This is a genomic window from Streptomyces sp. NPDC006265 (assembly GCF_040613555.1).
Taxonomy (GTDB): domain Bacteria; phylum Actinomycetota; class Actinomycetes; order Streptomycetales; family Streptomycetaceae; genus Streptomyces.
The window spans coordinates 1-1,973 of sequence record NZ_JBEXSH010001236.1 but is presented as its reverse complement, the minus strand read 5'-3'; the positions used below and the strand labels follow the sequence as shown (position 1 = coordinate 1,973).

Below are 1,973 nucleotides of genomic sequence, written 5' to 3'. Positions count from 1 at the left end.
CGTCGGCAGCAACACCGCGACCGTGCACGCCCTCACCGCCCTGCGCGCCCGCCTCGAACCGGATATCCCGGTCATCGGCACCGTCCCGGCGATCAAGCCGGCCGCGGCCGGCGGCGGGCACCTCGCCATCTGGGCCACCCCGGCCACCACCGGCAGCCCCTACCAGCAGAACCTCATCCGGGACTTCGCCGGCGGCGTGCCCGTCACCGAGGTGCCGTGCTGGGGTCTCGCCGAGGCCGTGGAGCTCGCGGACGAAGCGGCGATCGACGCGGCGGTGTCCGCGGCCGCCGCGCTCACCCCGGACGACGTGACCACCGTCGTCCTCGGCTGCACCCACTACGAACTGGTCGCCGAGCGCATCCGGACCGCCGTCCAGCGCCCCGGCCGCGCGCCCCTCGTACTGCACGGCTCCGCGGGAGCTGTGGCCGCCCAGGCCCTGCGCCGGCTCGGCGAACATCCCGCCCCGGGAGCCACTCCGCACGGCACGCTCACCGTGCTGCTCAGCGGTCGCGAGGGTGCGCTGCCCGCCCCCGCCCTGGCGTACGCCGAAGGGCGTCTGCTGCAGACGGTCACGCCCGCCCGCTGACCGGAACACGTTACCGACGGTCACCGGCCGACCTGATCGGTGCGACGCCCGCCCGGCGCAGTCACGCTCCGCCACGGGTACCAGCGGAGCGAATCCTGAGTACCCTCAAGGCATGAGGGACCACCGCCACGGCGAGAACGCCCCCCAGCCGCACCCCGACGTGTGGACCGGCCGTGCCACCAACCGGGTGCAGTGGCTGCTGGCGCTCGTGGGCGCCGCCTGCATGGCGCTCGGTGTCGAGCTGGCCGTCGACTCCGCGTGGACGTCCGGCATCGCCCCGCTGGTCATGGCCGTCGTCGGGTGCATCGCCGCCGGACTGCTGGTCCTCTTCGGAACGCTCGCGTTCGTGCACGTCGCCCTGCGGGTCGACGAGGAGCACCTCGAGGTGCGCTGCGGCCACATCGGCGTACCCCGCCGCCGTATCCCGCTCTCCGACGTGGTCGGCGCCACGTACATCTCCCATGTCACCCCCCGCCACTGGGGTGGCTGGGGCTACCGCTGGCGGCCCGAGAGGGGCACCGCGGTGGTGGTGCGACGCGGTGAGGGCGTCGAGCTGGAGCTGTGGGACGGGCACACCTTCACGATCACCGTGGACGACGCGGAGGCGGCCGTACGGGCGATCAAGGCGCGGCTGCGGCCCCCCAAGCCGGGCGCTCCCGCGCACTGAATCGCCGGACGGTCGTCACCGGCCGTGATCGACGGCAGTGATCACTGACTGTGATCATCGGCCATCCCGGAGCCGCCGTCGAGGACCGTGCATCCGACCGCTCATCGCGCCGTAGCGCGCCCCGCGCCGCGTGCCCGCATGTCCGGAGTGCGGCCCGCCGGTTCGTCGGCGAGGGGGCGCGCCGTGGCCATGCCCGCCAGCAGGCCCGTCCCCACCGACACCGCCGTGAAGCTCAGCGCATTGCCGATCGCGGCGACGGCGGCGAGCGCCGTCAGGGCCGCGCCCGCGGTGAGCGCCACCGGGGTCGGGCGCGGGCCGCGCCACAGCGCGTACAGGACCCAGCCGAACGCCGCCGCCAGCAGTGCCACCCCGACGATCCCCTGTTCCGCCGCCTGCTGCAGGGGCGCCGAATGGGGCTTGCCGTCGGACAGCAGCACATGGGCGGACGTCGCGCTCAGCTCCCCGAAGCGGCCCGGGCCCGACCCCAGCGCCGTGTCGTCGCCGAGCAGATGCCATGCGTCGTGCCACAACTGCACGCGGTGCGGCGTCAGCCGCCCCTCCAGGGCCGCCACGAATCCGCCCGGTACGGCCCCCGCGGCGACCGCCCAGATCAGACCCGTCACCAGGGCGGCGACCGCGGCCAGTACGGCCATGGCGGCGCCGCGGTGACGGGTGTGACCGGCGGCCAGCGAGCACACCAGCACCGCGAGACAGGTCACC

2 protein-coding genes and 1 pseudogene are annotated in these 1,973 nt (G+C 74.9%); 2 read left to right on the top strand and 1 reads right to left on the bottom strand.

What is annotated here, in order from left to right; genetic code table 11:
* Together ABZ281_RS47505 and ABZ281_RS47500 are read left to right on the top strand one after the other, a co-directional pair.
* A partial coding sequence (locus ABZ281_RS47505; RefSeq protein WP_356664855.1) for an aspartate/glutamate racemase family protein occupies positions 1-586 on the top strand: 586 nt, incomplete at its 5' end.
* A gap of 112 nt (positions 587-698) precedes the next feature.
* Entirely contained in the window at positions 699-1,253 is a 555-nt protein-coding gene (locus tag ABZ281_RS47500; RefSeq protein ID WP_356664853.1) for a hypothetical protein, read from the top strand.
* Between the two features lie 101 nt (positions 1,254-1,354).
* Here ABZ281_RS47500 and ABZ281_RS47495 read toward each other — a convergent pair.
* Positions 1,355-1,973: pseudogene (locus ABZ281_RS47495) on the bottom strand (hypothetical protein); the annotation flags it as partial.